22 protein-coding genes and 1 riboswitch are annotated in these 20,028 nt (G+C 75.1%); of the genes, 15 read left to right on the forward strand and 7 right to left on the reverse strand.

The annotated features are described in order from the left end of the window. The first annotated feature begins 405 nt into the window (after positions 1–405). Both ACIQOW_RS26435 and ACIQOW_RS26440 read left to right on the forward strand, forming a co-directional pair. A complete protein-coding gene (locus ACIQOW_RS26435) occupies positions 406–1,485 on the forward strand; it encodes a hypothetical protein (RefSeq protein ID WP_401088929.1) in 1,080 nt (359 codons plus the stop codon). Between the two features lie 328 nt (positions 1,486–1,813). Continuing rightward, positions 1,814–2,689 carry a hypothetical protein gene (locus tag ACIQOW_RS26440; RefSeq protein WP_401088931.1) on the forward strand — a complete coding sequence of 292 codons (876 nt, stop codon included), beginning with the start codon at positions 1,814–1,816 and terminating at the stop codon, positions 2,687–2,689. Here the strand turns inward: ACIQOW_RS26440 and ACIQOW_RS26445 are convergent. From ACIQOW_RS26445 to ACIQOW_RS26460, 4 genes are all read right to left on the reverse strand, one after another. Then, on the reverse strand, positions 2,686–3,141 hold the full coding sequence (locus ACIQOW_RS26445) for a GNAT family N-acetyltransferase (RefSeq protein ID WP_401088933.1): 456 nt from the start codon (positions 3,139–3,141) through the stop codon (positions 2,686–2,688). The two genes, ACIQOW_RS26440 and ACIQOW_RS26445, sit on opposite strands and share 4 nt — an antisense overlap. Before the next feature lie 36 nt (positions 3,142–3,177). Then, positions 3,178–3,924: a hypothetical protein gene (locus ACIQOW_RS26450; protein WP_401088935.1), complete on the reverse strand. Its 747-nt coding sequence runs from the start codon at positions 3,922–3,924 to the stop codon at positions 3,178–3,180. Between the two features lie 87 nt (positions 3,925–4,011). Then, complete coding sequence (locus ACIQOW_RS26455; protein ID WP_401088937.1) at positions 4,012–4,752, reverse strand: sensor domain-containing protein; 741 nt, start codon at positions 4,750–4,752, stop codon at positions 4,012–4,014. A gap of 106 nt (positions 4,753–4,858) precedes the next feature. Continuing rightward, complete coding sequence (locus ACIQOW_RS26460) at positions 4,859–5,446, reverse strand: GNAT family N-acetyltransferase (protein ID WP_401088939.1); 588 nt, start codon at positions 5,444–5,446, stop codon at positions 4,859–4,861. Between the two features lie 42 nt (positions 5,447–5,488). Here ACIQOW_RS26460 and ACIQOW_RS26465 point away from each other — a divergent pair, with 42 nt between their 5' ends. After that, on the forward strand, positions 5,489–6,364 hold the full coding sequence (locus ACIQOW_RS26465; RefSeq protein ID WP_401088941.1) for a hypothetical protein: 876 nt from the start codon (positions 5,489–5,491) through the stop codon (positions 6,362–6,364). A 123-nt stretch (positions 6,365–6,487) separates the two neighbouring features. On the opposite strand, the gene ACIQOW_RS26470 is transcribed toward ACIQOW_RS26465, so the two are convergent. Beyond that, the gene (locus ACIQOW_RS26470; RefSeq protein WP_401088943.1) at positions 6,488–7,321 is read right to left on the reverse strand and encodes a M23 family metallopeptidase; all 834 of its coding nucleotides are present in this window, start codon (positions 7,319–7,321) and stop codon (positions 6,488–6,490) included. Between the two features lie 12 nt (positions 7,322–7,333). Then, a riboswitch (cyclic di-AMP (ydaO/yuaA leader) is annotated at positions 7,334–7,492 on the reverse strand. Between the two features lie 194 nt (positions 7,493–7,686). Here ACIQOW_RS26470 and ACIQOW_RS26475 point away from each other — a divergent pair. The 11 genes from ACIQOW_RS26475 to ACIQOW_RS26525 all read left to right on the forward strand — a co-directional run bounded on the left by ACIQOW_RS26475 (position 7,687) and on the right by ACIQOW_RS26525 (position 17,556). Beyond that, positions 7,687–7,977: a YiaA/YiaB family inner membrane protein gene (locus ACIQOW_RS26475; protein WP_188300943.1), complete on the forward strand. Its 291-nt coding sequence runs from the start codon at positions 7,687–7,689 to the stop codon at positions 7,975–7,977. Between the two features lie 120 nt (positions 7,978–8,097). Next, complete coding sequence (locus ACIQOW_RS26480; RefSeq protein ID WP_401088946.1) at positions 8,098–8,925, forward strand: alpha/beta fold hydrolase; 828 nt, start codon at positions 8,098–8,100, stop codon at positions 8,923–8,925. Between the two features lie 71 nt (positions 8,926–8,996). Beyond that, positions 8,997–9,563, forward strand: a complete 567-nt coding sequence (locus ACIQOW_RS26485) for a TetR/AcrR family transcriptional regulator (RefSeq protein ID WP_188300942.1) — start codon at positions 8,997–8,999, stop codon at positions 9,561–9,563. 64 nt (positions 9,564–9,627) lie between these two features. Further along, positions 9,628–11,847 (forward strand): SpoIIE family protein phosphatase, encoded by a 2,220-nt coding sequence (locus ACIQOW_RS26490; RefSeq protein WP_401088948.1) that lies wholly within the window; start codon positions 9,628–9,630, stop codon positions 11,845–11,847. Positions 11,848–12,078: 231 nt separating this feature from the next. Then, positions 12,079–13,338: an ATP-binding protein gene (locus tag ACIQOW_RS26495; protein ID WP_401089272.1), complete on the forward strand. Its 1,260-nt coding sequence runs from the start codon at positions 12,079–12,081 to the stop codon at positions 13,336–13,338. After that, complete coding sequence (locus ACIQOW_RS26500; RefSeq protein WP_188300939.1) at positions 13,322–13,735, forward strand: roadblock/LC7 domain-containing protein; 414 nt, start codon at positions 13,322–13,324, stop codon at positions 13,733–13,735. Before ACIQOW_RS26495 ends, ACIQOW_RS26500 begins: the two co-directional genes overlap by 17 nt. Continuing rightward, complete coding sequence (locus ACIQOW_RS26505; protein ID WP_401088951.1) at positions 13,732–14,079, forward strand: DUF742 domain-containing protein; 348 nt, start codon at positions 13,732–13,734, stop codon at positions 14,077–14,079. The genes ACIQOW_RS26500 and ACIQOW_RS26505 overlap by 4 nt, the downstream gene beginning before the upstream one ends. Continuing rightward, on the forward strand, positions 14,057–14,692 hold the full coding sequence (locus ACIQOW_RS26510; protein ID WP_188300937.1) for an ATP/GTP-binding protein: 636 nt from the start codon (positions 14,057–14,059) through the stop codon (positions 14,690–14,692). Before ACIQOW_RS26505 ends, ACIQOW_RS26510 begins: the two co-directional genes overlap by 23 nt. Then, positions 14,689–16,167 (forward strand): cytochrome P450, encoded by a 1,479-nt coding sequence (locus ACIQOW_RS26515; protein ID WP_401088953.1) that lies wholly within the window; start codon positions 14,689–14,691, stop codon positions 16,165–16,167. Before ACIQOW_RS26510 ends, ACIQOW_RS26515 begins: the two co-directional genes overlap by 4 nt. Continuing rightward, positions 16,152–17,252 (forward strand): cytochrome P450, encoded by a 1,101-nt coding sequence (locus ACIQOW_RS26520; RefSeq protein ID WP_401088955.1) that lies wholly within the window; start codon positions 16,152–16,154, stop codon positions 17,250–17,252. Before ACIQOW_RS26515 ends, ACIQOW_RS26520 begins: the two co-directional genes overlap by 16 nt. Positions 17,253–17,271: 19 nt before the next feature. Beyond that, positions 17,272–17,556, forward strand: coding sequence for a hypothetical protein (locus tag ACIQOW_RS26525; protein ID WP_401088957.1), 285 nt, complete (start codon positions 17,272–17,274; stop codon positions 17,554–17,556). 157 nt (positions 17,557–17,713) lie between these two features. Here the strand turns inward: ACIQOW_RS26525 and ACIQOW_RS26530 are convergent, their stop codons facing one another. After that, on the reverse strand, positions 17,714–18,538 hold the full coding sequence (locus tag ACIQOW_RS26530; RefSeq protein ID WP_401088959.1) for an isocitrate lyase/phosphoenolpyruvate mutase family protein: 825 nt from the start codon (positions 18,536–18,538) through the stop codon (positions 17,714–17,716). Next, the gene (locus tag ACIQOW_RS26535) at positions 18,535–19,023 is read right to left on the reverse strand and encodes a carboxymuconolactone decarboxylase family protein (RefSeq protein ID WP_401088961.1); all 489 of its coding nucleotides are present in this window, start codon (positions 19,021–19,023) and stop codon (positions 18,535–18,537) included. The genes ACIQOW_RS26530 and ACIQOW_RS26535 overlap by 4 nt, the downstream gene beginning before the upstream one ends. Positions 19,024–19,189: 166 nt before the next feature. On the opposite strand from ACIQOW_RS26535, the gene ACIQOW_RS26540 reads away from it, so the two are divergent. Beyond that, positions 19,190–19,972 (forward strand): NRDE family protein, encoded by a 783-nt coding sequence (locus tag ACIQOW_RS26540; protein ID WP_401088963.1) that lies wholly within the window; start codon positions 19,190–19,192, stop codon positions 19,970–19,972. Positions 19,973–20,028: the final 56 nt, after the last annotated feature.

The following is a 20,028-nucleotide window of genomic DNA, read 5'->3' on the forward strand; positions in this document are numbered from 1 at the left end:
TCAGGATGTGTGAGGTGGCTGCTCGCTAGAGCGCCCCTGCCTGCGCAGGGTGAGGCCCCAGGCCTCCGGCAGGCGAAATCCATAGCAGTCACCCGGCCCGCGGGCTCACCGGTTCATCCCCGGTGCCTCGGCGCCTGGCCAGTGCACGGGCCGGCGCGGAGGAGCAGCCCGCGGGTCGTCTGCGTTCCCGGGGAGCTTCCGGCATCGGTTCCGGAGGCTCCCCGCGGCGTGTCCCGGGGGACGGGTCGGGGGGACGGGTCCGGGGGGCGGACCCTGGGAACGGGTCCGGGGGAAGGGCCTTGGGCGTCCGGCGGACGTTCTCGTGGGCGTACAACCGGAGGGACGGCGGCGCTAGAGTTCGGCGCGGGTCCCGGAGCGGAGCCGCGCGGACACAAGGGGTAGGGGATGGCGAAGGCGAGGCGGCCGGGCGGCGGGACGACGCCGCGGACGGCGCGGTGGGGCGCCGGAGTGCCGGCCGGGACGGGGCTGGCCGGGCTGCTGCTGTTCGCGCTCGGCCGGGAGCACGCCTGGCAGGCGATCGGCGGCGGGCTGGTGGTGGCCGGGGCCTCGGTGGTGCTCGGCGGCGGGCTGGGTTTCCTGTTCGGGGTGCCGCGGGTGCGCGGCGGCGCGGGAGAGCCGCAGGGCTCGTACGCGCCGAACACCAATCTGGAGCAGGTCTCCGACTGGCTGACCAAGGTGCTGCTGGGCGTGGGGCTGACCCAGCTGGGCTCGCTCGGCGAGCGGCTGCACGACCTCGGCACCGCGCTGGCGCCCGCGCTCGGCGGGGGCCGGGACGTGGTGCCGTTCGCGGCGGCGCTGGTGCTGTACTTCCTGATCCTCGGCTTCCTGGCCGGCTGGCTGGTGACCCGCCTCGCGCTGCCGCAGGCGCTGACCGAGACCGACCAGGCGCTGGACCTCTTCCTCGCCGGGCAGGACCGCGACCGGCACGGCGACAAGGTGGGCGCGGACGACCTGCGGGTCCGCGCGATGCAGCAGCTCGGACTGCTGGGCGGCAGCGCGGAGCACCCGGCCGCGCTGGCCGGGCAGCTGCCGCCCTCCTCCGGCGCGCCCGCCGGGCCGGAGGGCGTGGTGGCCGAGGTCCGCGCGACCGCGCGGCGCTCGGCGCTGACCGCCGACCAGGTGCGGGCGCTCTTCGCGGACGGCTCCGAGGGCCGGCGGATCCAGGCGCTCGCCCTGATGCAGGGCGATCCGGCGCTGGCGGACCTGACCAGCGTGCTGGACGCGATCGAGCACCCGCGCTCGGGCTTCGAGCAGTACCACGCGCTGCTGGCCGCCCGGGGGCTGCTCTCCCTGCTGCCCGCCGCCGGGGCGCAGCGGCTGCGGGACGCGGTGGCGGCCCAACTGGTCGACCCGCAGGGCATCCCGTACGGGTCGGACCGCAGCTGGCTGGCGGAGAAGATCCTGTCCCGGCTCCCGGCGGCAGCCCTCGTACCGGCCCAGCCGGGCGCTGGGGGCAACTCCTAGACGGGTGAGTCCGGTTGCCGGGCCGAGCGGGCATCAGGGCCTCGGGGAGATGCGGACGGTTCGCCCGTTCGTCTCGTTCGCCGCCGAAGCTCAAGCCGCGCGGGCCGAGTGACCCTCAAGGGAACGGTGGGGTAAACCACCTTCCAACCCCCCTGTACGCAGCAGATATGACTTATCGTCACGACTTTTCCACAGACAGTTCGGCCATGTAGCGTGCGCAGCAACGAAACAACCCCCGCCGGTGCTCGCAACACCGAACGGGGGTCTGACCGACACGATCGACCGACTCTAAGGAATCGATCCTGTGGCTACCCACGACAATACCGCCATGGCCGCCCCCGGGTACGGCAAGCAGTCCGCGCCGGAGCAACTCCCCCGCTCCGCCACAGACTTCGCCCACCTCCCGGCCCGCGAGGCCTACCTCGCCTCGCTCATCGACCACCTCCCCGACGGCGCCGCCATGGACGTCAAGACCCTCGCCGTCCTCCAGCCCCACTACGGCCAGATGGCCTGCCGCACCGCCCTCACCAGGCTCTCCACCGCAGGCCACCTGCGCCGCGTCCGCGAACGCCTCAGCTCCACCGACTGCCGCTGGGTGTTCCACACCTACTTCTCCCGCACCCCCCGCTCCGACGCCTGGTGGAACCACTTCCTCGCCACCGGCGGCACCAACGACAGCGGCGACGCGTCAACGCCCGCCGATCCCGATCCCCCGGACGAGCGAACGCCCGTCCGCAACCACACACCGCTCCCCTCGGCCGCCTACGCCGCCCTCGCCGGCCTCGGCCTCGCCGACCCCCGCCTCGCCCTCTCCGCCGCCGACTGCACCGCCCTCGAACCCCTCGCCGCCGAATGGTTCGCCCGGGGCACCACCCCCGCCCTGTTCACCATCGCCCTCACCAACGGCCTCCCGCCCGACATCCACAGCCCGGCCGCCTTCACCCGCCGCCGCCTGATCGACAAACTCCCCCCGGAACGCCCCCGCCCACCACAGACGACCCGCATCCCCGAATGCACCACCTGCCGCACCCCCTGCCGCCCCCACGCCCTCCTCGGCGGCCTCTGCCGCACCTGCCACGGCACCCCGGCACCCCCACCACCCCGCCCCGGCGCACTCCCCCCGGCCGCCGTCCACCGCCACGCCGCCCACGTCAGAGCGGCACTCAGGCGAAACAGCGCCTCATCCCCGCCTGCGTACGCCTAGCCGGCCCGGACGGTGAAGCGCAGTTCGGGGCGGTCCCAGGTGATCCTCCCGTGGGCGGGGAAGGTGCCGACGCGTTCGGCGCCCACCCGCAGGTAGAAGCGCTCGGCGGGCGGGTTGGAGACCACCCGCACCTCGGTGATCCCGGCGCCGCGGGCCAGCTCCAGCATGTGGCCGATCAACTCGCGCCCGGTGCCGCGCCCCTGGGCCTCGTCGGCGACGAACATCAGGTCCAGTTCGGCCGGTTCGCGGATCAGCGCGTAGAAGCCGAGCAGTTGCCCGGCGGCCCGGTCGGCGGCGAGGAACACCTCGTGGCGGGCGATGTAGTCGGGCGTCACCCGGTAGCCGTCGATCATCGCGGCGTACTCGCCGCGGTAGGCGGAGCAGGTCTGGATCAGGTCGGTGAGCCGCTCGGCGTCGGTCTCGTCGGCGCGCCGGATGGTCGTATCGGTCATGCGGGAGAGTATAGGAGTGACCCCTGACAGTGACTCTTACATGCTCCCTGGGAAAGCGGCCCGGCGGTGGTGGTCGGCGGCCCGCAGCACCAGGAGTCGGAGGGTGCGGCCCTCCACCGGGCCGGAGAGACGGCGGACCTCGCTGGATATCCGGCGCTCGCCGAGCGCGTACCGCAGCCGGTCGAGGTGGCCGCAGCGGCGGCCGTACCCGTCGTTCAACGGCTGCACCCGGACCTCGCCATCCGGGGAGGTGACCCGGACCAGCTCCGCCAGCGCGGCCGACTGGCCCTCCAGGCCGAAGAGTTCGGGATAGGCGAAGAGCAGGTGGCCGCTCAGGGTGAGGGCGAAGGCGCCGTCCGCGAAGGGCAGCCGGGGCAGCGCGGCGGCCACGTACTGCTCGGGGTGGGCGGCCGAGTCGGCGGCGAACAGCCGCCGGGCCCGGTCCCAGCTGCGCAGGTACCGCTCGGCGTGGTCCGGGCGGGGCGCGGGGTAGAGCCGCGGGCGGGCGGCCATCGCGGCGGCCATCGCCACCCGGGCGGCCAGGGCGCGGTCGGCGACCGCGGGCAGCGGCAGCGCGTACGCCGGGTCGACGGCGATCACCCGGCAGCCCAGCTCGCGCGCCTCGGCGGCCAGGCCGGCCGCGCCGCCGGGACAGTCCAGCAGCGGCCCGGGCAGGGCGGCGAGCCGGGCCCGGGTGAGGCCGAACTGGGCGCAGTACTCGTCCAGCGGGCGGGAGGTGACCAGGACGTCCGGCTGAGCGGGGGGAAGGCCGGCGGCAGCCACCCGGTCATCCGAACACGGGGCGGCCCCGCCCGCATCCGGAGGGCGTCCGGGGCGCGGGCGGGGCCTGGGAGTGGGCGGAGCCGGCGGTCAGCGGCCGAGCAGGCCCCGGACGGCGGCCCGGTTGACGTTGGTCAGGCCGCGGACCAGCTGGGTGGTGAGGAAGACCAGCAGCACCCCGAGGAGCGACAGCGCGGCGATCTGCCAGGGTGCCTGGATCTCGTACACGTGCTGGACGCCGTCGCCGTCGCGGAAGTCGAACAGCCGGTACCCGTTCCAGGGGGTGTAGGCCCGGAAGACCCAGTGGTACAGCGGGTAGAGCGCCAGCGACCAGCCGAGCAGCAGGAACACCAGCGTCACCACGAAGCTGAATATCGCCCAGGGGAACATCACCACCTGGTACAGCACGGCCTTCCAGCCGGCCCCGTCCGCCAGCCGCGCGGTGATCGCGCCCCAGCTGCCAGGGCGGACCTGGCGCACCGGCTCCGGGCCGGGGACATCCAGCGCCAGCATGCCGCGCACCCGGGCCCGCTCCAGCCGGCCGAAGCCGCGGGCGAGGCTGGTCAGGGCGCCCAACACGGGCAGGCCGAGGACGGTGACGAAGGTGCCGAGGCCGAAGCAGAACATGGTGATCGAGACGGCGAACCCGGCGATCGCCACCGGCAGGCCGGTGAGCGCGTAGCCGACCTCGCGGTAGTAGTACGCCGAGAACGGCGCCCGCCACGCGGCCGGCCGCTGCCCGGTCCTGCGGGCCGCGGCGGGACGCGGGACGCCACCGTGACCGCCCAGGACGTCCCACTCCCGGTCCTCCATGCTGTGGCTGCTGCTCATGCTCCCGGCCCCTCGTTCTGGCGTTCGTTCGTCCCGCTGACGAGGTCCAGTCTGGTGGACGCGCCGACCGGGCGTGATCCGGAGGCCTGGCGGATCCGGGGTGGGGTTAACCCCCCTCCCCCCGGGCGGCCGGGCCCGGCCACTCGTCGGCGAGCAGCGCGTAGAGGTACGAGTCGGACCAGACGCCGTCCTTGAACCCGTCGTGCCGCAGCCGCCCCTCCCGCCGGAAGCCCAGCCGGGTGAGCGCCTTCACGGAGGCCGCGTTGTCCACGTGGACCCGGGCGGTCAGCCGGTGCAGGTCCAGCGGGCCGAAGGCGAGGCCGCGGAGCAGGCCGACGATCTCGCCCGCGTAGCCGCGGCCCCTGACCTCGTCGGCCAGCACGCACCCCAGGTCGGCGGAGCGGTGCCCGCCGAGGACGAGCGAGGCCTGCCCGACCGGCGGCGCGTCCCGCGGGTCCTCGGCGTCGGCGAGCCTGGTGACGGCGAGCCGGTAGGTGTCCCGCTCCCCGGCCATCGCCTCCTCCAGGTAGAGCTCGATCTGGTCGGCGCAGGCCTCCCGGTCGCACGACCCGAAGGGCAGGTACCGGGTGACCTCGGGGTCGCCGAACAGCGCGTGCAGCGCGTCCACGTCGCCCTCGGTGTGGTGGTACTCGCGGATGGCCAGTCGCGGGCCGGTGAGTCGTACGGGGAGCATGGCTGCCGACCCTATCCCCGCCCGGCGGCTACCGTTCGGACTATGAACGACGAAGACCTGCGGCTCGCCCCCCGCACCAAGGCCGCCGACCTGCTCGCCTGGGCGGCCGAGCAGGGCCGCGCGCCGGTGGCCGAGGGGCCGCTGCGCACGGTGCTGGCGCTGCTGGAGCTGGGCGAGGGCAGGATGCACGACGGCTGGCCGGAACTGACCTCGAACGCGGTGGAGCACCTGCTGTACGAGCGCCTCCACCTGTACGTCCAACCCGCGCCCGAGGAGGACCCGCTCGCGTACGGCGACGCCGTCCGGATGCTGGCCGACCACCAGCGGGCGGCCCGGCGGCTCAACGCCAAGCGCCAGGAGCGGCTGCACGCGGAGGCCGAGTGGCAGGGCGAGGTCGCGGCCGGACTGCTGCGCCGCGCCGACCTGGTGACCTGGCCCCGGCTGTACGCGCTGCTGCTGCACGCGCACGGGGTGGACGTCGCCGACGGGGAGGCGGTGCGGGACTGGCTGGCCGGTTTCGGCGGGCTCGCCGAGGAGGAGCGGCTGGCCGCGTACGAGGACCTGGCGCCGGCCGGCTGGCTGGACGAGCCGGACGAGCAGGGCTGGGGCTGGAGCCGGGTGCTCTCGGTCGGCATGGCCACCGACGGCGCGCGGCGGCTGCTGGAGCAGGGCCTGATGCGGCGCAGCTACCGCAACCTGGCCGAGCTGACCGCGCTGGGACGGCCGATGCCGGACGAACTGGCCGGGGACTTCGGCGAGTTCGAGGACGCGGCGGTCGAGGCGGCGCTCGACCTGTTCGGCGAGTGGACGGTGCCGGGGCTGCCGCGGCTGCTGGTGGAGGAGTTCCCCGAGCTGGCGCCGGAGCCGGGCCAGAAGGAGATCGACGCGTACCTGGCGCAGCTGCCCGCCGAGGAGTGAGAGACCGCGAAGACCCCCGGCCGGGAGCTCGTGCTCCGGGCCGGGGGCCTTCGCGGGGGCGTCTGCGAGCGGGTGCCTCAGCCGGCGGGTGCCGTGAGACCGGGGGCCGTCAGGCCCGGGGCGTCACGGGTTGAGGCCGCGCTGCTGGAGCCAGGGCTCCGGGTCGACCGGGGCACCGCCGCCGGGGCGGATCTCCATGTGCAGGTGCGGGCCGGTGACGTTGCCGGTCGCGCCGACCTTGCCGATCTGCTGGCCGGCGACGACCTTGCCGGAGCCCTTGGTGATCGAGGAGAGGTGGCAGTACCAGATCTCGGTGCCGTCGGGCAGGGTCTCGACGATCCGGTAGCCGTACGAACCGGCCCAGCCGGCCGAGGTGATGGTGCCCTGGCCGAGCGCGTGGACCGGGGTGCCGGTGTCGGCGGCGAAGTCCAGGCCGGTGTGCAGGTTGGCCCAGTAGCGGGCGCTCTGGCCGTAGTGGGCGGAGAGCCGGTAGTCGTCCACCGGCAGGGTGAGGGCGGCGGCCTTGGCCCGCTCGGCCTCCTCGGCGGCGCGCTTGGCCTCGGCCTCCTTGGCGGCGGCCTTGGCCTCGGCCTCCTGCGCGGCCTGGACCCTGGCGGTCTCCTCGGCGGCGGTGCGCTGGCTGTCGGCCTGGTGCTGGATGCGGGCGGCGAGCGCGAGGCCGGGGTCCGCGGAGAGGGCGACCGGGGCCTCGTCCGGGGCTTCGACCGCGGGGGCGGCGGCCGGGGTGGCCGAGGCGAAACCGGTGGCCCCCAGGGTGGCGGCGACGGCGGTGACGCCGAGCAGCGGGGAGGTTCCGCGGGTCTGACGCGGCATCCGGTGGCGGTTGGTCTCGGCCTCCGGGCCGAAGGCGTCGGGGCCTTCCGAGCCGGGGTGGTCGAGGAGCTGGGTACCGGCTGCGGGGCCGGCCGGGTGTGCCGGGGTGTACGTCGACGCCACGGAGGCGCGCTCCTTTCCTTCCTTCGCGCCTACCGGGTTAGCTGACGGGTTCGGAGCAGGAAGGTCTCCTACGGCCGGGCCTGGGCCCCGCCGATTCACCCCAGGGAACGTGGTTCCCCGGCTCCCTGACCTGCCCGGAGGCCGGTCGGTGGGATTAGGCACCGCGCACGGTGCCGTCTGGGTACGGCGTTGACGACCGCGCTGCGTTATCAAACGTTAATCCTAGGAGGCGCCGATTCCAAGCCATCCGGTGGAAGCGACTGTCGACCATATGATCGGACGTCAACGAACGACCCCTCATGCACGGCTCCATCTGAGTACTCCTACTCATGTGCGGTCCGGCCGGGCGGCCGCATCCTGACGCCATGAGCGCACCGATGCAGACCCGCACGACGGCCGCCTACTACATCCAGGCCGTCCTCTCGTTCGCCCTGTCCGGCACCACCCTCGCCGTCGGGATCGCCTATCTGCCGGTCGGCGGGTGGACCCGGGCGTTCCTCGGAATCGGCCTCCTCTACACCGTCACCTCCGCGTTCACGCTGGCGAAGGTGATCCGGGACAAGCAGGAGACCAACGAGATGGTGACCCGGGTCGACCAGGCCCGGCTGGAGAAGCTGCTCAGCGAGCACGACCCGTTCAGGGTCGAGGGCGCCTGACCCGCCCCCTTCCCGGATCGCCGCCCGCCGGCTGCTTGACGGCTAAGGCTATTAGCCTTAGCTTTATGGCTATCGGCAGCAACGCCGATGCCCCGCCCCGGCGGCCCGAGGAGGACCCCCATGAACGGCACCATCACCCCGAGCACCCAGTGCCTGACCGTCCCCGGCGGCCGGATCGCCTTCGACGACACCCGGCAGGGCGACGGCGCCCCCGTCGTCCTGCTCCCGGGCATGCTCGACAGCCGGGCCGCGTACCGGCACCTGCGCCCGCTGCTGGTCGCCGCCGGCCACCGGGTCGTCACCATGGACCTGCGGGGCTTCGGCGAGTCCTCGATCGCCTGGGACGACTACGGCCCGGCCGCCCTCGCCGGCGACGTCCTCGCCCTGCTCGACCACCTCGGCATCGAGCGCGCCGTCCTCGCCGGGAACTCGTACACCGGGGCGACCGTCGTCAGGGCCGCCGGGGATGCGCCCGGGCGGGTCGCCGGGATCGTGCTGATCGACGCCTTCGTCGAGACCCCGCCGCCGGGCGCCCTGATGCGCGCCGCCATGGGCCTGATGGGCGCGGCCCTCGTCCACTGGCCCGCCGCCTGGGGCTTCTACCTGCGCCGGATGGCCTTCCCCGGCGCCAGGCCCGCCGACTTCGACGCGTACGTGGACGGGCTGGTCTCCGACCTGCGCACCCCCGGACGCAAGACCGCCACCCGCGGGTACGTCCACGGCGACTCGGCGCCGGTCGGCTGGACGGCTGCGGTGCGGTGCCCCGCGCTGGTGGTCATGGGCAGCAAGGACCCCGACTTCCCGAAGCCGGAACTCGTCGCCGACCGGCAGGCCGCGGCGCTCGGCGCGCGGAAGGCGATGATCGAGGGGTCCGGGCACTACCCGATGGCCGACAACCCGGCGGCCACCGCGGACGCCCTGCTGCCCTTCCTCGCCGAACTCGGCTGACCGACCGCCGCCCGCCGGCAGCCCGACCGCCGCCCGCACCCGCCCGACTTCCGTACGGAGAGCCCGAACCCATGCCCCGCGTAGGACTGACCCCCGACCAGGTCGTCGACCACGCCCTCGCCCTCATCGACGAGCAGGGCGCCGAGGCCCTCACCCTGGCCTCCGTCGCCGCCAGGGCCGGGGTCGCCACCCCCTCGCTGTACAAGCACGTCAGCGGCGGCCTCGCCGAACTGCGGCGGCTGATCGCCGTCCGGGTCACCGGGGAGCTGGCAGACCGGCTGGCCGAGGCGGCGGTCGGCCGCAGCGGGGACGACGCCGTCGCCGCGGTGCTGCGCGCCTACCACGCGTACGCCACCGAGCACCCGCACCGCTACAACGCCCTCCCCCAGGCCCCGCAGCCCGACGACGACCTGGCCCGCGCGGCCGCCCGGCTCGTCGGCGTGATCATCGCCGTCCTGCGGGAGTACGGCCTCGACGGCTCCGAGGCGATCCACGCCGCCCGCACCGTCCGCTCGCTCGCCCACGGCTTCGCCTCCCTCAGCGCCGCCGGCGCCTTCCGGCTCGCCGAGGACCTCACCACCACCCACGACCGCCTCATCACCACCCTCACCACCGGCCTCCGCGCCTGGCCTGTTTAGCCCAGCCGCCCGGGCCCGGCTCGGTCACCATCCGCCCCCCGGGGAAATGGGGTATCAAGGGTCAGTGCCCCTGGAGCCCGCCGGCAGTCCGACCACGCGCAGCGCGATGCGCTGCGTGCGCCTGCTGCTCGGCTGCACCAGCGCCGCCGGACTGCTCGGCACCGTCCTGGCCGAGGGCCCGGGCTGGATCACCGGCGAGGGGTCCGTGCTCTACCTGCTGGACTCCGCCGGGATGCTCCGGCTGATCGCCTCGCACGGGCTGCCGGACTGGGCGCACGAGCGCTACGGCGTGGTCGACCCCGCCGGTGAGCTGCCCGCCGCGATGGCCCTGCGGCTGCGCCGCCCGTACCTGCTCGGCCCCGAGCACACCAGCGTCGACTACCCGGACGGGAACGCCGGCATGGGCACCGGGATGATCACCGTGATCACCCTGCCGATGGTCGTGGACGAGCGGCCGATCGGCGTCCTCGCCCTCACGCTGGCCCACCGGGGCACCGTGCCGCGCCGCGACCTGGACGTCCTGGAGACGGTCGCCGAGGCCTGCGCCCACCGGCTCTCCCACCTGCTGGACCACGCCGACGCCCACCTCCCGCACGGCACCCGGGCCCCGTACGGCGTCCGGTCGCCCGAGGACCCGCGGGCGGCCGACGGCCGCCACGCCGGGCCGGCCCACCCGCTGCTGTCGCTGGCCGTGCGGGCCGCCGGGCACGGCGCCTTCGAGCGCGACCTGGTCACCGGGGAGAGCTACTGGGACGCCGAGGCGTTCCGGCTGGCGGGCCGCCCGGCCGCCCCGGACGGCACCGCTCCCGAGCTGGACCGGCTGGTCCACCCCGAGGACCTGCCGGACGTGCAGGCCGCGCTGGCCGAGGCGCTGGCCACCGGCGGCCGCTACCGGATCGGCTACCGGGTGGTCCGGCCCGGCGGCAAGGTGGCCCGGGTCGAGGAGTCCGGCGAGGTGATGCTGGACGTGCACGGGCGGCCGGTGCGGATCGCCGGGCTGCTCGCCGACGCCGGGCACCGGGGGCAGCCGCCGGCCGAGGAGCGGAACTCCCCCGCCGCCGCCAGGACGGCGCTGCTGCTGACGCTCACCCGGGCGCTGTCCAGGGCGGTGACCGTCCGGGACGTCACCACCGCGGTCACCGACGTCGCCCGCCCCGCGCTCGGCGCCTCCGGCATCGTCCTGGACCTGGTGGACGAGGGCCGGCTGCTGCCCGTCTCGCACACCGTGTACGGGGGCCCGCGGCGCACCGAGCTCACCCGCCTGGCGGACCTGTCCGAGGACGTGATGCAGCGGTCGCTGACCCGCTCCGCCCCGCTGTTCAGCGACCCCGCGGCGGCCCGCACCCGGCGCGACCCGCTCTCCCCGGCCGCCTGGGCGGTGCTGCCGCTGGTCGCCTCCGGGCAGCAGGTCGGCTCCTGCCTGATCACCTTCGCCGCCGAGCGCGCGTTCGGCCGCGAGGACCGCACCCTGTACTCGGCGTTCGCCGGCATCCTCGCGCAGTCCCTGGAGCGGGCCCGGCTGTACGACACCCACCACCACCGGGCCACCGAGCTGCAGCGCGCGATGCTCCCGCGCACCCTGCCCCGGCTGCCCGGGATCACCAGCGCCGCCCGCTACCTGCCGAGCACCGAGGGCATGCAGATCGGCGGCGACTGGTACGACCTGCTGCGGCTCCCGGACGGCCGGATCGGGCTGGTGATCGGCGACGTCCAGGGGCACAACGCCGAGGCCACCGCGGTGATGGGCCAGCTGCGCAGCGGCCTGCGGGCGTACGCGACGGACGGGCACGACCCGGCTGCCACCCTGACCCGGACCAGCCGGCTGCTGGCCGAACTGGACACCGAGCTGTTCGCCACCTGCCTCTACCTGACCCTGGACCCGGCGGACGGCGTGCTGACCGCGGCCAGGGCCGGCCACCCGGCGCCGGTGCGGATCACCGCCGACGCCGCCGCCGTCGAGCTGGAGCTGGAGGGCGGGCCGCCGCTGGGCGTGGCCCCGGAGCGGCCGTACCCGCTGGCGGTGGGGCGGCTGGCGGTCGGCGAGACGCTGCTGGCGTACACCGACGGGCTGGTCGAGGACCGCGAGGAGGACTACGACGAGTCGGTGCAGCGGATGCTCGGCGGGCTCGAACTGTGGGCCCGGCGGGCCGGTCCGGGACGGGTCGGCCCGGCGTCGGCGCTGGAGCGGCTGGCCGACCTGCTCACCCTGAACGTGACCGAGCGGCGGTCCAGGCCGGACGACGTGGCGCTGCTGCTCCTGCACCGGACGGCGCCTCTTCCGTGACATCGTGCACACAGGTCCCACACATCACCGGACGCGATCCGGCCGACCGGCTTGAATCCGCCGCCTCCCGCGGGACCGGCCGGAGCGTCGCGAGGCCTCGTCAGGCCGTGGGGTCGGGGTCGAACGACTGCCGATTGACGCCGAATTGACTCGATATTGACGAGATCCGGTCACTTGGCGAGATCCGTTCACACCTTCGTAGGATCATCACCCTAGAATTCGCGCGTGACGATGACTCAGTGGTGCGCAACGGCAACCGGCGTGCTCGCCGTCCTCGCCCTCGTGACCGCCGCGCGGTACCGCGCCGTGTCCGTCACCCAACGCGTCCGCGCCGACCGGCTCCACCGCGAACTCGCCGCCGTCCAGGAACAGCTCGCCGCCGGGCTCTCCCGCCGCGGCGCCGAACTCGCCGCCGTCCAGCAGGAGCAGGAGCACACCGCCTCCACCCAGCGGGCCTTCCTCAGCGTCGCCCGCCGGATCCTGGTGATGGCCCACGACCAGCAGGCGCTCCTCGACGAGATGGAGCGCACCCACGACGACCCGGCGCTGCTGGAGGGCCTGCTCAAGGCCGACCACGCGGCCGCCCAACAGGCCAGGCTGGCCCAGACCCTGGCCGTGCTCTGCGGCGCCAGGGCCGGCCGGCACTGGCCGGAACCGGTCGCCCTGGAGGACGTCGTCCGCGGCGCCCAGTCGCGCATCCTGCCGTTCCAGCGCGTGGTGGTGCGCAGCCGGATCGAGACCGCGGTGGTCGGCGCCGCCGCCGAGGCGCTGATCCACGCGATCGCCGAACTGCTGGACAACGCCACCCGCTACTCCCCGCCCAGCACCCAGGTGTTCGTCACCCTGATGCCGGTGCACAACGGCGCCGTCGTCGAGATCGACGACGGCGGCGTGGGCATGCCGGAGCAGGCCGTCGCCAAGGCCGCCGCCGCGCTGGCCGGCGGCAGCACCCTGGAGGTCTCCCGGCTGGGCGAGGTGCCGCAGCTGGGTCTGGCCGCCGTCGGCCGGCTCGCCGAGCAGTACGGCTTCCGGGTCACGCTCAGCTCGGCGCCCTCCCCGTACGGCGGCGTACGGGTGGTCCTGCTGCTTCCGAACGCGCTGCTCACCGAGCCGCTGCCGCCCACCGTCCCCGGCCTCGGGCCGGACGACCGGGCGTTCAACCCCGGGCCCCGGCCGGTCTCCCCCGCCGGTCACCCCATGGTGGAGACCCCGCCGCCGGGACGGCCCGCCGCCGACACTCCCCCGCCGCTGCCCCGCCGGAGCCACCGGCGCGCCCGCACGGGCCGCCCCGCCCAGCACGCCGCTCCCCCACCGCCGCCCGCGCCGCCCTACCGCTCGGCCCGGGACGCGCAGGCGTTCATGGCGATGTTCCAGGCCGGGACCGCCAGCGGCCGCTCGGCCGTCCGGGCCCAGGCCCAGTCCGACCCTTCCCTGCCCGCTTCCCCCCGACTTCCCCAGCGCTCCGGAGAGTTCCATGACCACCACCCCTGATCTCGGCTGGCTGCTCGCCGACATCATCGCCGTCCCGCAGGTCCAGCACGCCGTGGTCGTCTCCAACGACGGCCTGGAGATCGGCCGCAGCGCGGGCATCGCGCGCGAGGACGCCGAACGGCTCGCCGCCGCCTGCTCCGGGCTCCAGTCGCTGGCCCGCGGCGTCGCGACGGGCTTCGGCGGACCGGGCAGCGCCACCCGCCAGATCATCATCGAGTACGGCGGCGGCTACCTCTTCGTCGTCGCGGCCGGGGCCGGCGCGCACCTGGCCGTGGTGGCCGGCGACGCCGTGGACGCCGGACTGGTCGCGTACCAGATGCAGGTCCTGGTCGAGCGGATCGGCAGCCACCTCACCAGCCCGCCGCGCGTCGACCACGCGGCGGGGGGCCACCGGTGAGCGGCCCGGTCCGCCCGTACGTCATCACCGGTGGGCGCAGCCGCCCCACCCGGTCGGAGCTGGCCGTGGAGAGCCTGGTCAGCGCGTTACCCGGACCGCCGGAACTGCCCGAGCACCCGCTGCTGAACCGTGAGCACCGGCGCATCCTCGGCCTCTGTCACAGCCTGCTGTCCATCGCCGAGGTGGCGGCCCACCTGGGGCTTCCGCTCGGCGTCGTCAAGGTGCTGGTCGGGGACCTGTGGGACCTCGGCGCCGTGCAGGTGCTCCCGCCCGTCCCGCAGGCCGAACGCCTGCCCGCAACCCTCCTGGAAGAGGTGCTCGTTGGCCTCCGCCAACTCCGCTGAGACCGTCCCCGGCGCCGCCGGGTCCGCCGACGGGCCGCAGTACCTGCCCTCCTCGGTGCAGGGCGCGGTCAAGATCCTCGTCACCGGACCGTTCGGGGTCGGCAAGACCACCCTGGTCGGCTCGCTGAGCGAGATCACCCCGCTGCGCACCGAGGAGACGATGACCGCCGCCAGCAGCGGCGTCGACGACCTCACCGGGCTCGCCGGCAAGAGCACCACCACGGTGGCGCTGGACTTCGGCCGGATCACGCTCAACTCGCGGCTCGCGCTGTACCTGTTCGGCACGCCCGGGCAGCAGCGGTTCTGGCCGCTCTGGGACGACCTGTCGCGCGGTGCGCTCGGCGCGATCGCCATGGTCGACCTGCGCCGGCCGGACGAGAGCTTCGACGTGCTCGGCCGGCTGGAGGAGCAGCGCATCCCGTTCGCGGTCGCGGTCAACACCTTCCCGGGTACGCCGAGTTACCCGGAGGAGGAGCTGCGCTCGGCGCTGGACCTGCTGCCCGAGGTGCCGATCCTGTACTGCGACGCGCGTGACCGGCGGCAGTCCTACGACCTGCTGATCGACTTCGTCGACCATCTGCACCGCAGCTCGATCCTGGAGCTCCAGCGGTGACCGCCCCCGAGCCCACCGGGGCACCCGGATGCCCCGTCGCCCACGGCGGCGGCCCGCCCGGCGGCCCGTCCGGCCGCGGACTGCCCACGGGCGTCCCGCTGACCCCGCTGTTCGGCCAGTCCGTCGCCGAGGACCCGCACGGCCTGTACGCCCGGCTCCGCGAGCGCTACGGTCCGGTCGCCCCGATCGAGCTGGAGCCCGGGGTCGAGGCCTGGCTCGTCCTCGGCTACGCCGAACTGCTCGAACTCACCCGCAACGAGGCGCTGTTCTCCAAGGACTCGCGCCGCTGGCGGGTGCCCGCCGAGGGCCGGCTGGCCGCCGACTCCCGGCTGCTGCCGATGACCTCCTGGCGGCCCACCCTGCTCAACCTGGACGGCGCCGAGCACCAGCGGCTGCGCTCCGCGGTCTCCGACACCCTCGCCCAGATCGACCACCGCCAGCTGCGCGGGACGACCGAGGCCGCCGCCAACGGGCTGATCGACAGCTGGGGTCCGGACGGCACCGCCGACCTGATCGCCCAGTACGCCCGTCCGCTGCCGCTGCTGGTCTTCACCCAGCTGGTCGGACTGCCGGTGGAGAGCGGGCCGCGGGTGGTCGAACTGATCAGCCACTTCGTGGACAGCAGTTCGCAGTCCCAGCGCGCCGGAGCGGAGTTCCAGGCACTGCTGGTCGACCTGGTGCGCCGCCGCCGGGCCGCCCCCAGCGCCGACCTCACCTCCTGGCTGCTCGCCCACCCGGCCGGGCTGACCGACGAGGAGGCGGTGCACCACCTGGTGGTGCTGCTGGTCGCGGGCAACGAGACCTCGATCAACTGGACCGGCAACACGCTGCGGCTGCTGCTCACCGACCGGCGCTTCCGGGCCACCCTCACCGGCGGCCGGCTGACCGTCTCCGACGCGCTGGAGGAGGTGCTCTGGCGCGACCCGCCGACGCAGAACTTCCCGGGCCGCTGGGCCACCGGCGACACCGTGCTCGGCGGCCAGTACATCAGCGCCGGCGACATGCTCGTGCTCGGCCTCGCCGCGGCCAACGCCGACCCGGCCGCACAGGGCGTCTCGGCCGCCGCGCAGGGCTCGCTCGGCGGCAACCGGGCGCACCTCGCCTGGGGCGCCGGCGCGCACGTCTGCCCGGCCCAGCACCCGGCCAGGATCATCGTCGAGACCGCCGTCGAGACCCTGCTGCACCGCCTGCCGGACCTCCAACTGGCCGTGCCGGGCGGCGACCTGGCCTGGCGCCCGTCCCCGTGGTCCCGGGCCCTGACCGCCCTCCCGGTGCTCTACAGCGCCTTCACCCCGCCCCGCCCGCCAGCCCCCGAGAGGCCCGCATGGACACCGTCACCGACTCCGGAACCCGCGCCGAACCCGTCAGACTCGACCCCTTCGGCCGCGACCAGCACGGCGAGAACGCCCGCCTCAGGGCGGCCGGCCCCGCGGTCCTGGTGGAGCTCCCTGGCGGGGTGGTGGTCTGGGCGGTAACCCACCACGACGCCCTCCAGTCGCTGCTCGCCGACCCCCGGGTCGGCAAGGACGCCCGGCTCTGGAGCACCTTCAGGGAGGGCCGGCTCCCGGAGGGCTGGCCGCTGCTCAACTTCATCGTCGTCCCCGGCATGGTCACCGCCGACGGCGAGGACCACCGGCGGCTGCGCGGGCTGGTCTCGCAGGCCTTCACCCCCCGCCGGATAGCCGCGCTGGCGCCCGCGATCGAGGCCCGGGCGATCGCGCTGCTGGACGAGGTCAGCCGGCTGGAGGGCCCGTTCGACCTGCGCAGGCACTTCGCCTACCCGCTGCCGATGCAGGTGATCGGCGAACTGCTCGGCCTGGCGCTGGAGCAGCAGGACGAACTGCACGAACTGTCCGACACCATGGTCTCCAGCTCGGCCACCCCGGCGGCGGCGCTCGCCGCGCAGCGCGGCCTGAACGCGCTGCTGGCCTCGGTGGTGGCGGCCAAGCGGGCCGAGCCGGGCGACGACCTGACCACCGCCCTGATCGACGCCCACGAGGCCGGCCGGCGCCTCGACCAGCAGCGGCTCAGCGAGGCCGAACTGGTCGGCACCCTGCTGCTGATGCTGGTCGCCGGGCACGAGACCACGCTCAACCTGATCACCAACGCGGTCCGCGCCCTGCTCACCCACCCGGACCAGCTGCGGCTCGTCCTGGACGGGGAGCAGCCGTGGTCGGCGGTGATCGAGGAGACGCTCCGCTACGACTCCCCGGTCGGGCAGTTCCCGCTGCGCTACGCGATCGAGGACATCGAGGTCGGCGACGTGGTGATCCGGCGCGGCGAGGCACTGCTGGCCTCCTACGCGGCGGCCGGCCGGGACGAGGGGCACCACCGGGACGCCGACCGCTTCGACCTCACCCGGCAGCCCGCCAAGCACCTGTCGCTCGGCCACGGCCCGCACTTCTGCCTCGGCTCCGGGCTCGCCAGGCTGGAGGCCGAGACGGCGCTGCGACACCTGTTCGCCCGCTTCCCCGGGCTGGCCCTGGCGAAGGGCGCGACCGACGAGCCGATCGCCTCGTTCGTCAGCAACGGTGTGCGCACCCTGTGGGTGACGGTCTGAGCCGGCGGGTTACCTGAGGGTGGTCCGCGTCGTTCGGCAGGGCATGAAGAAACTCGCCACCCTGGCCGCCCTCACCATGGCGGGCCTCGCCCTCGCCGTCCCGGCGGCTTCCGCCACCACCCAGACCGCCTCCTCGCCGGACGTCACCGGCGGGCTCACCGACGGGCTCGAAGTCTCCCCGGCCGACCTCGCCCTGCGGACGGTGGGCAAGCTCCCGCTGGTCGGCAAGCCCGCCAACGAGATCGAGGCGATCGGGACCAACCAGATGAGCCACCCGGGGCTCAGCGGGCAGGTCCTGAACTGATCCGTCGCCCACCTGCCCGTGGCCGGCCGGCCGACCCCCGAACGGCCGGCCGCCCACGGTGCCCGGCCGCCGGGTGTCCGACTGCCCGAGCTGTCCGGCCGCCCGGGGTTTCCGGCTGCCGTGGTGTCCGACTGCCCGGAGTGTCCGGCCGCCTCGCTCAGCCCGCGGACAGCCGGTTGAGCTCCGGGTAGCCCAGCCCGTCGGCGAGCGCGGTGAACGTGCCGTGCCCGTACACCTCCTCGGCGGCCCGGCGGACCGCCGCGTACGCCACCTCGGCCAGTCCGGGGCCCAGGCTGATCCGGGCCACGCCCAGCTTCGCCAGCTCGGCGACCGACGGGGAGCCGGGGCCGGCCAGCACGTTCAGCGGCGCCGGGACGGCCGCGACCAGCGCGGCGATGGTCTCCGGGTCGGACACCCCCGGGACGAACACCCCGTCCGCACCCGCCTCGACGTACGCCCGCAGCCGCCGCACCGCTTCCTCCGGCCGGTCCTCGGGGGCGCCGATCCCGTGCAGGAAGACGTCGGTGCGCGCGTTGACGAAGAGCGGCACGCCGGCCGCGTCCGCCGCCGCCCTGGCGGCCGCGATCCGCTCGGCGGCCTCCTCCTGCGGACGGCCCTCGTCCTCCAGGTTCACCCCGACGGCGCCGGTGTCGAGCAGCGCGGCGATGGTCTCGCCGACCCCGGCGGCGGTGTCCGCGTAGCCGCCCTCCAGGTCCGCGGTGACCGGCAGGCCGACCGCGCGGACCACCTGGGCGGTCCTGGCCAGCACCTGCCCGGGGTCGGCGCCGCCGCCGTCCGCGCGGCCGAGCGACCACGACACGCTCGCGCTGGCCGTCGCCACCGCCCGTGCCCCGGCGGCGGCCACCAGCCGGGCGCTCGGCACGTCCCAGGCGTTCGCCAGCACCAGCGGCTCGCCCGGGCGGTGCAGCTCGCGCAGCAGCCGGGCCTGCTCCCGCCGGCCGGCCCGGTCGGTGGCGCTCACCTCGCGGCCGGGCTCATGCGGGTGGAGACGCCGATCCGGTTCCAGGCGTTGATCGTGGTGATCAGCGCGATCAGCTGGGCCAGCTCGGTCTCGTCGAACTGCGCGGCGGCCTCCGCGTACACGGCGTCCGGCACGTGGCCCTGGGTCAGCAGGGTGACCGACTCGGTGAGGGCCAGGGCGGCGCGCTCGCGGGCGGTGAACCAGGGCGTCTCGCGCCAGGCCGGGAGGGAGAGCATGCGGTGGTCCTGCTCGCCGTGCTCGCGGGCGTCGGCGGAGTGCATGTCGATGCAGAAGGCGCAGCCGTTGATCATCGAGGCGTGCACCTTGACCAGTTCGGCGATCACCGGGTCGACGCCCTCCCTGGAGGCCCGGTCCAGGGCGACCATCGCCTGGTAGAAGGCGGGGGCGAGCTTGTGCATCGGCATGCGCTGCTCGGGGGCGGGCACCGGGGCCCCGTTCGTCACGGTCGTCTCGTTCGTCGTCATGGCCGCCAGCCTAGGAGCGCGGTGGCCTGCCGTCCTGGTGCATTCGGCCACCCGCATCGTGGGCCACTTCCGGCGTGCGAACGGCCGTGCGAGGATCGCCGGGAGGGGATCTCCGGCGGGTTCACCGGCCGGATCGCCGACCGGACGAGGTCAGGGGCAGCGGGTCGTGTGTACGGCGTTCGTCAGCATCGAGCCGGCAGCGGCGGTGCCGGTCCTGCTGCTGTCCGTCCGGGACGAGTACCTGGGCCGTGCCTGGCTGCCGCCGGACCACCACTGGCCGGACCTGCCCGGGCTGCTCGGCGGACTGGACCTCGCGGCCGGCGGCACCTGGCTGGCCGTCGACCCCGCCCGGCGCACCGCCGCCTGCCTGCTGAACGGCTTCGGCCCGGCCGCCCCCGCCGACGCCCGGCGCACCCGCGGCCGGCTGCCGCTCACCGCCGTCCGGGAGGGCGGGGTCGGCCGGCTCGACCTCACCCCGTACGACCCGTTCCACCTCGTCCTGGTCCGGGCCGACGGAGCCCGGGTGTCCAGCTGGGACGGCAGGCGGCTGGAGGAGCGCGAACTGCCGTCCGGCCTGAGCGTGGTGCTCAACGACGGGCTGGAGGGCCTGGCCGCCGGCCGGACCACCTCGGAGCGGATCCGCGCGCTGATGGCCGCGCGCGCCGCCCACTTCCGGGCCCGGCTGGCCGCCGAACCCCGGCCCGAGCCGACCGGCGCGGGCCCGGCCGCGGCGGCCTGGGGCGGCTGGCTGCCGATCGTCGCCGGGAACGGGCTGGCGCCGGACGCGGACGCCGCGCTGATCCAGCGGCGGGACTTCGGCGACGGGCGGATCTGGGGCTCCTCGTCGATCTCGCTGCTCGCGCTCGGCCCCGGCCTGCTGCGGTACGACTTCGCGGCCGCACCGGTGGCCGCGGACGGAACGGGGTGGCGGCGGGTCGCGGTGGACTGACCGGGGCCGCGTCGGCGGCGGGCGGAAAGGGCTTGAACCTGACGCTGCGGGAGGCG

It is taken from the genome of Kitasatospora sp. NPDC091335 (assembly GCF_044757205.1).
Classification (GTDB): domain Bacteria; phylum Actinomycetota; class Actinomycetes; order Streptomycetales; family Streptomycetaceae; genus Kitasatospora.